This is a genomic window from Nocardia sp. NPDC003345 (assembly GCF_053589395.1).
The window spans coordinates 1-8,264 of record NZ_JBSFRU010000302.1 but is presented as its reverse complement, the minus strand read 5'-3'; the positions used below and the strand labels follow the sequence as shown (position 1 = coordinate 8,264).

The 8,264-nt window shown below is 63.3% G+C and carries 6 protein-coding genes and 1 pseudogene; all 7 read left to right on the top strand.

The features are described 5' to 3' along the window. Window positions 1-422 precede the first annotated feature (422 nt). Complete coding sequence (locus tag ACWDU1_RS25735) at window positions 423-566, top strand: polyprenyl synthetase family protein (RefSeq protein ID WP_450002281.1); 144 nt, start codon at window positions 423-425, stop codon at window positions 564-566. Window positions 567-914: 348 nt separating this feature from the next. After that, window positions 915-2,165, top strand: coding sequence for a helix-turn-helix domain-containing protein (locus ACWDU1_RS25730; RefSeq protein ID WP_450002279.1), 1,251 nt, complete (start codon window positions 915-917; stop codon window positions 2,163-2,165). A 486-nt stretch (window positions 2,166-2,651) separates the two neighbouring features. Next, the gene (locus tag ACWDU1_RS25725; protein ID WP_450002278.1) at window positions 2,652-3,851 is read left to right on the top strand and encodes a hypothetical protein; all 1,200 of its coding nucleotides are present in this window, start codon (window positions 2,652-2,654) and stop codon (window positions 3,849-3,851) included. A gap of 152 nt (window positions 3,852-4,003) precedes the next feature. Further along, window positions 4,004-4,996, top strand: a complete 993-nt coding sequence (gene mvk / locus ACWDU1_RS25720; protein ID WP_450002276.1) for a mevalonate kinase — start codon at window positions 4,004-4,006, stop codon at window positions 4,994-4,996. Between the two features lie 418 nt (window positions 4,997-5,414). Further along, the gene (locus tag ACWDU1_RS25715) at window positions 5,415-6,380 is read left to right on the top strand and encodes a terpene synthase family protein (protein ID WP_450002274.1); all 966 of its coding nucleotides are present in this window, start codon (window positions 5,415-5,417) and stop codon (window positions 6,378-6,380) included. Window positions 6,381-6,578: 198 nt separating this feature from the next. Then, window positions 6,579-7,331: a polyprenyl diphosphate synthase gene (gene uppS, locus ACWDU1_RS25710; protein ID WP_450002273.1), complete on the top strand. Its 753-nt coding sequence runs from the start codon at window positions 6,579-6,581 to the stop codon at window positions 7,329-7,331. A 398-nt stretch (window positions 7,332-7,729) separates the two neighbouring features. After that, window positions 7,730-8,168: pseudogene (locus tag ACWDU1_RS25705) on the top strand (IS1380 family transposase); the annotation flags it as partial. Window positions 8,169-8,264: the final 96 nt, after the last annotated feature.

Genomic DNA, 8,264 nt, shown 5'->3' with positions numbered 1-8,264 from the left:
TCATGCTGGGCAGGATCTGGGATGCGTAGGTGCGCACAGCACAGCACAAATGCGCTCGGCGCATGGAAAGCATGCGCGCGGCACCGTTGTGCGCGGGAGCTCGAGTGGTGATCCTCGATAGGGATAGTGTCCGGAGCGGATACGAGATCGTTCGAATGCCGATCTCGGCCCCGGAGCGCCCGTCCGAACCTTTCCGGGCGCAGCGAGAGATACGGCGCAGATGACCCAGTCCATAGCAAGTGCCGCGCGCGCCACCGCGACCCTCACCCGAGCCCGCCGACTCACCGAACCTGGTCTGCAGACTGTGCTGGAGACGCTTCCCGCTCCACTGGACCGTATGGCGAAATATCACTTCGGCTGGTGTGATGTCGAGGGAACACCATAGAGACCGGGTGAGGTAAAGGTTTGCGGCCGGCCTCACGATTGCCTCGGTAGCGGCGTGTGGTGCCGCCCCGGATGCCCCGCGGCCGATGGCGGTGGCCATCGAGCTGCTGCACAACTTCAGCCTCGTGCACGACGATGTGATGGATAACGACCGCGCATCCGGCTGGGACGGCCCATCATAAGAGCCTGATGGGGAATCCCCTCCGCGATCTGTCTGGGCGGCGCGGTGCACGCGGCCGCCGTCAAGACACTGGTGTGTGAACTATCAGCGGACCAGGCTTCCGATCTCCGAAACTGACTCGCCGAAGAACCGATGAAACTTCGCTTTTCGAACCCGCCGGTCTGCGTGTACGAACATATGGTCTTGAATCCGTAATTGCATGGCAGAAAGCCGTTTTCGCCCTTGAGCAAGGTCGAGCACATCGCTAACGGAAGAGTCGTTGCGACGTTCATAATGATCTTCCGAAGGTTTGCGATGACCCGAGCCGAGGCGAATCGGCACCACATCGTTCGCGTCCGCTCGCCGAGCGATGGAGAATGCCGTGCGACCGGAAACCGCTGCCACTCACTCGCCCCGGCATCGTCCGCTCACCGTCGGCGAGCGGATCGAGATGCGCAGACGACTACACCGTATGTCCCGCCGCCTCCTCGCCGAGATGGTCGGCCGCAGCGAGGAATGGCTCCGACTGATCGAAACAGGACGATTACGGCTCGACAGTGTCGAGATGATCCTGCGCCTGGCCGATGTCCTCCAGGTGCCCGATTTCCGGGATCTGATCGAGCTTCCCGTGCCCGAGGGCCGATACCGTACCGATTCCGCCGGCCAACTCGTCGAAGCGCTCGCACCTGTACTGCTCGCACACCCCGTCACCGCCGCCGACATCGCGGCCATATCCAGCGCGGACCCGAAGGACCATCGCTGGCTGGCGGACGAGGTCGCCGACTGCGCGGCTGTATGGGCGACCTCGCCCCGTCGGTACTCGCAACTGGCACGACGACTACCGCATCTTCTTGCCGCCGGACGCCTCTGGAATCACCGTACGGGGAGCGACTCCGCGGAACTGTCTCTGTCTCGCACCTACCACCTGACCCGCGAGGTACTCACCCAGTCCGGCGCACACCATCTCTCGGCGATCGCCGCGGATCGGGCGCGCCTCCTCGCCGGCACGCATCCGCATCTCCTCGCCGCCGCTGGCTGGCACCGGGCCAGCGCGCTTCTGCACATGGGAGAGGACCGCCATTCACACACCTTCGCACTGACCACAGCGCGACACGACCTGCCGGATGACCGCACACTCGATACCGAGGTCGTGTGTGGTGCACTCGAGCTCCTGGCAGCCGAGGCTGCCGCGTGGACCGATTTCACCGAAGCCGCGCGACTGCTCGCGGCGGCCCAGAAGCGGGCGCACCGGGTGGGTGACGATCGGCGGACGCTCGGCATCGGCTTCGGTGCCTGTGAAGTCGAGATCACCCGCATGGAGATCGCACTGTCGCGCCGTGATGTCGCACAGGTGATGGACTCGGCGGCCGCCGTCGGACGGCTCGATGTCCTGCCGATCGGTCGGCGAGCCCGCTATTTCATCATTCTGGCCACCACGTACACACTGCAGGGCGATATCGCCGCAGCCACCTTGGCGCTCGAGCGGGTGGCCGAAGTCAGCCCCGAAGATCTTCGATTCGACGGCGATGTCCACGCCGTCCTGCAGATGTTGCTCCGGCACCAGAACCAGCTCGTACGGAACACGATCGCATACCTGGCCAACGTGGCCGGAATCGCCTGATCCACCACACCGGGGTGCACGGCATTGCGCTGCACCCGAGCACCCATTCGATGCCGGCGGGTCCGACGAGCGATCAAGGAGCTCAGGACGACCCGAGCCGCTGAGATTCCAAATGTCTTGTGCGATTTTGTATACTAATAGGTTTGGAACCTGCAGTGCCCGACTCTGCCATTCTCGATCAGTACGCTGGCGCAATTCCTCGCCGCGGCTCCGCCCCGGCCATTCGGGAACGCCGGACAATCCGTCAACGTCTGTGAGTGTTCTTTCATGACAGGGTTTCCTGCAGAAAACCACACCAGTGGCCGCCGTCCGGGCAGCGAACCTGTCGGAGGGTCCGATCGGCCTCCGTCCGATCGCGTAGTTCGCCTCTGCATCAGATGCGGTGCCCGGATCGCGGCCTACCACGACGACGAGGTCTGTACACCGTGTGGACGGCAGCGCGGGCGGCCGCCCCTGCTGCCGTCGGCCGAATGGCGGACCCGGACGATGCGCGCCGCACTGGCGAGCCGCGATATGGCCGACGTGCTCCGCAGCTATCGACACCACCCCGCGCACGGCTCCCGGCCGATACCGCAAGCCGAAATGGCGCAGTGGCTCGGGATCACGCAAGGTCAGCTCAGCCGTATCGAGAACGGCCGCAGCCGGATCCATGATCTGGACAAACTGACCGATTACGCCCGACTGCTCGCCATACCGTCCACGCTGCTCTGGTTCGACATAGCAGAAGAACCGGAAGATCGGCCGGCTGCCGAACCGGTACGACTGCCCAGTGGACAATCGGTCGATACGGCGGCTCTGGACCCCGACCCAGGCTTGGCCGATTCGCTGCTGATCACTCTCGCGCACTACGTTCGGGCCGATATCAGTATCGGTCCGCGCGCACTGCTGCCGGTAGCCGAAGCACAGGTCCGGATGATCGAGGGACTCCACCGATCCGGCGACGCCCCGGCCCGCAGAAAGTTCCGACACATTCATGCCAGGTACGCCGAGTTCCTCGGCTGGCTACACCAGGACATGGGAAATTTCCGACAGGCTACCGATTGGCTGAATATCGCGTTCACCGTCGCGCGGGAACTCGGCGATTGTCGATTGAAGTCCTACATACGGATGCGGCAGAGCAACCTCGCGGAAGACCTCGGCGGCGCCCGAGCAGTACTCGAATTGGCGGAACAGGCTTGGCGCCAAACGGACTCCTCGATGCCACGATTGCGCGCCCTCGCGCTGCGCCAGCACGCCCGCGGTCACGCCCGCCTGGGCAGGCCGGAGGCATGTGCCCGGAGCATCGAAATGGCAGCGGAATACGCCGAGGACGCCGGCGACGAAGATATCGATCTGGCCGGGTACTGCACCTCCGAGTTCATCGCCGTGGAGGCCGCGGACTGCTGGATGGAGATCGGCCGGGTCGACAGGGCGATCGAATCACTCGAAACAGCTCTCACACACTGGCGATCGGCGAACCGGCGCGACTTCGGCCGCGGACTGGCACTGCTCGCTTGTGCGCAGGCACGAACCGAACAGCACGACGAAGCGCTGGCCACGGCCCGGCAGGCGCTGGTGATCGCGACCGAAACCGGCTCGGAACGAATCGTTCATCAGATCCGTCGTGCCGCGAACGAGCTCACCACCGCCGGCGCCGACGAGCACGGCACTGCCTTGCGCTCGGCACTGCGCACCGCCATGTCGTAGCGGTGCGCGAGCGGTATTCCGGGCGAACATTCACGGTATGCGCCATACGAGCTTCACGGGGCGAGGAAGTGCGCGACGGTGAATCCGAAGGCACCCGCCCCACGTCGGCGCCGGTCACCGGTCCCCTATCGGCCAACCAGAGGAACAACGCCATGTCCACAACGAAGACCACACTTCGGGGCGCATCCGGATCGGGCCGGGCGCACGCAAAACTGATCTTGATCGGTGAGCACACCGTCGTCTATGGACTACCCGCGGTCGCGGTGCCTCTGCGCGATCTCACCGTCGATGTAATCGTGACCCCGACAGACACCACGCAAGCCGCACAGCACTTCCTACCCGCGGCCGGTAGCAGCGACGAAACGCTGGGGTCTCGATTCACGGCCTCCACCGGCAGCGAGTCGACAGGGGACCCCGGTGCCGCCGTGGTGGCAGCGTCGCTGCGCCGGTGGGGTGGCATCAGCGACAGTGTCGAGGTACGGGTGCGCAGTCGTATCCCGCCCGCCCGCGGACTCGGATCCAGCGCGGCGACCGCCGCCGCGACCGTCCGCGCGATTGCCGACCTGCACGGCGTTACTCCCGATGCAAGCTCTCTGTACCGGCTCGTCCAGATCGGTGAAACCGTGTCCCACGGCCGGGCCAGCGGTGTCGATGCCGCCACCGTGACCGCCCCTGGCCCCCTCCGCTTCGCGAACGGTGATATCCGACCAATCACCACACCGCCCGACGCGGTTCTCGTGCTCGCCGACACCGGCATAGCGGGCCGGACCGACCACGCGGTGGCCACCGTACGAACCACACTGCACCGAGACCGGACAGGAGCGCGGCGGATACTTACGCGAGCGAGTGAAATCCTCGAATCCGCGGTACAAGCGCTGGCGTCCGGCGGGATGCATGCGCTGGGGCAGAGCATGAACGAATTCCACTCGCTGCTGCGCGAACTGAACGTCAGCACCCCGGGAATCGACCATTTGACCGCCGCCGCACGCAGCGCCGGGGCGTACGGCGCCAAACTCACCGGTGGGGGCCTCGGTGGCTGCGTAATCGCCCTGACCGATGCCAACTCGGCGCCAGCCATCGGTGAAGCGATGCTGGCTGCCGGTGCACGGCGAACCTGGCTCGCCGATATGCCCAAAGGCTCATAAGCACCTTCGCACCAGATCCACTGCCGCCGACGACCTCCTCCGGCAGGACGTCCGGCTCTGCGTGATCTGTCGGCACTGCCACCCTTTGGCCACAGGCACGACACCGCGCACCGAGCCACAGCGTCCTCGTGGGTCGTGTGCAGGTTCTGCAGAGGTCGAATCGCCACATAGGAGGGCGTTTTCGAGATGAGGTTTCCCTTCATTGCTCGGTCCAGGTGCTGCCTGCGGTTTCCCGGCGCGATGGACCGGGCGGTGACGAGAGCAATGGAAGGGCATACACGGGGCGCATATTCGGCATGCTCCGAACGCCGTTCCCGAGCGTGCGCCGCCCGATGCATCCTGTGTTCAGGCCGATACGCGATGACAGTCTGCTTCTCGGGGCAGTCGATGACTGTTCCACCACAGATAGGAGTGCGTAATGACATTCACACTCGATGACCTCGACGGCGTTGATCTGAGTCTTCCTTCTGTGAGCCTTCCACGTTGCAACCCTAATTATGAGATTGCACGACCTTCCTTCGATGCCTGGATGTACTACATACAGGAATTGGCTCCAGATATGCGCCGCAGGATACGGAATGTCGATCATTTGTGGGCAGCCTCTTTCTGGTATCCCAACGGTTCGGCACAGGGACTGCTCGACGCAGCAAAGCAGGCGACCCTCATTATCACCCGGGACGACATGGTGGATATGGAGGGATACCGTCGGGTTCCAGAGATTGTTCCGGCCGCACTAGAAGACTGCCGCAGTCGTCATACTACCGTTGCCGAGCCGTTCTTCGGGCCGCTGTTCGAGGTGCTCTGGGCCGATCTGAGTCGATACAGCTCGCCGGCAGTCATGCAACGACTGATGGAAGACGAGGAGGAATTGCTAACCGCCTACATAGAAAGTAATGAAATTCAAACACGCGGCGGATTTACGAGCTTGGAGGAGTTCTTTCGGGTGCACGGAATTACGTTCGCGACTCGAATGTGGTTCACCTGCGCGGAGGTCGCCAACGGGAGTGACTACAGCGGCCTGATCGACCATCCTGCGGCACAGGCACTGCTTCAATGCAACAGAGAGCGTTTCCTACTCTATGACGGGTTGTCCAGCCTTCGAGTGGATATTGCACAGCAGAATCTTCAGGACAATATAATCGCTCTCCTCGCTCGCCTCGACGGGATCTCCTTGAAGGAGTCGGTGGATAAAGTGCGTCTAATGTGGGATGAAAATCGTGTTCGCCATCGGGAACTGAGCATTAGACTTCTACTGAGCCCACTCGGCGGACATCCGCACGCCACGGAGCTCATCAATGTCATGGAAGATACTCTGGTGGGCTCAATTGCCGTCTATGCTCATTCGCCGCGCTATGACCCGGATTCCTCGAAAGACGGCAATTGACAAACCGACGGAACACCCAAACTATACTCACGTATCGCCTCCGCACTGAATGGCAACGGTCGCTGGGCCGTGACTGAATTCGACTCGGAGATCTCTCCTGGGACATTGCACACCGCCGAACTGCTCAACAACATGGAAGGCAGCATCGCGGCTCGATAGGCGTTGCATCCCCCTCCCCGCTACAGAATGGACTGCCCGATGAGTATTGCTGAAACGCCCGAAATAGGACAGGCGTCGCCGCCCCACGTTGCCTGCGTGATGGACGGCAACGGCCGATGGGCCCTCAGACGCGGTCTCATGCGCACCGAGGGACACTCGGCCGGAGAAACAAGCATTGTCGCAACCGTCAATGCCGCCCTCGCCGCCGGGACCCGCTGGCTGACCCTGTACCTCTTCTCCAGCGAGAACTGGCGACGGCCCCAGCAAGAAGTCGATTACATGATGCGGTTCAGTCAGCGCATCCTCCGCAACAATATCGACCGCTGGCACGCTCGCGGTGTCCGGATCCGGTATCTCGGGTCCGACGATCCACGCATCCCGAACAAGGTTCGGGAAGACAGTCTTGCTGCCGAAGCGGCAACCATCGCAAACGAAGAACTGAACCTCACTATTGCTTTCGGTCACGGTGGGCGTCGCGACATTGTCCACGCTGTAAAATCGCTGGTCGCGACGTGCCCGGAACCAAAAGAAGTCACCGAGGAGACTCTGGCGGGTCACTTCGAGCATCCGGAGATACCGGATGTGGACCTCTTCCTTCGCACGTCCGGCGAGCAGCGACTGTCGAACTTCCTTCTGTGGCATGCCGCCTACGCCGAATTCGTCTTCCTCGACGTCCTGTGGCCCGATTTCCGCGCTGAGCACTACAACCGAGCGCTCGACATATATCAGCGGCGCACTCGCAAATTCGGCACAGTCGACACCGTACAAGCGGATGGACGCTCAAATCGGTAACCCGTTTCGGCGCGATCGGATCCGCCGGGCGAGATGTCAGCCCGGTCAAGTCCTCGCTGTCAACGGTGAGGACGTCGTAACAGGCAGCCGCACCGGCAGCGCGGCCGACAACATGGCTTCGACCCGAACGCCGCACTGCCCCTGCGCGCGCTGGACGTGAGCGCCACGACCGCATGGCGCCCTGGTCCCGACTTGCCAGCGTGGGTTCGCCGATGAGACGCACACGGGCTGCGCCGACTCCAGTTACGGGGTCGCAGCGGCGTCGGCGCCAACTCTAAGCCTCGATCCACCGATCGTTACTGTCGGGTTGGGGTGGCGTGAATGGAGAAGTGCCCTTTGAGCTGGGAGGATCGCTGTTGTCTAGGCAGTGATCGGTCCGGTTCAGAAGGGCACTTCGGGTGCAAGTGTTGCATAGGTTCGCCGCGGAGTCAGTGGTGTTCGATGATCAGAGTCTGGTGTCGCTGGCCGGGCTGGTGCCGGTGATGCGGTTGGCCGAGCAGACCGGGCTGGGCGAGTTGCTGAGGCAGAAGGTGGCGATCAGCGAACCGCGGATCCGCTCCGGTGCGGCGAATGCCGGGCCGAAGCTGACGACGCTGATTGCGGGGATGTGCGCTGGCGCGGACAGTATCGATGATGTCGATGTGCTTCGCAGCGGCGGCATGCCCACGGTGTTCCACCAGGTGTATGCGCCCTCGACGATCGACACTTTGCTGCGAGAGTTCAGTTTCGGTCATGCCCGTCAGCTCGAATCGGTGCTGGGTGCGCATCTGTCGCGGCTGTGTCAGCGGGTCGATCTGCTGCCGGGCGCTGATCGGCGGGGCGTTCGTCGATATCGATTTGAGGTTCCCCCGCATTGTTGGAGGGCGGGGTAATCAGGTTCCAGCCGGAACCGGGTGATGGTAGCTCGCCTCGAACTCATCCGGTGATCGCCAA

Bases quoted from the DNA above. Each gene is read 5' to 3' on its own strand.
- ACWDU1_RS25730 (WP_450002279.1), top strand. From the start codon at position 915: ATGGAGAATGCCGTGCGACCGGAAACCGCTGCCACTCACTCGCCCCGG.
- ACWDU1_RS25725 (WP_450002278.1), top strand. From the start codon at position 2,652: ATGCGCGCCGCACTGGCGAGCCGCGATATGGCCGACGTGCTCCGCAGC.
- mvk (WP_450002276.1), top strand. From the start codon at position 4,004: ATGTCCACAACGAAGACCACACTTCGGGGCGCATCCGGATCGGGCCGG.
- ACWDU1_RS25715 (WP_450002274.1), top strand. From the start codon at position 5,415: ATGACATTCACACTCGATGACCTCGACGGCGTTGATCTGAGTCTTCCT.
- uppS (WP_450002273.1), top strand. From the start codon at position 6,579: ATGAGTATTGCTGAAACGCCCGAAATAGGACAGGCGTCGCCGCCCCAC.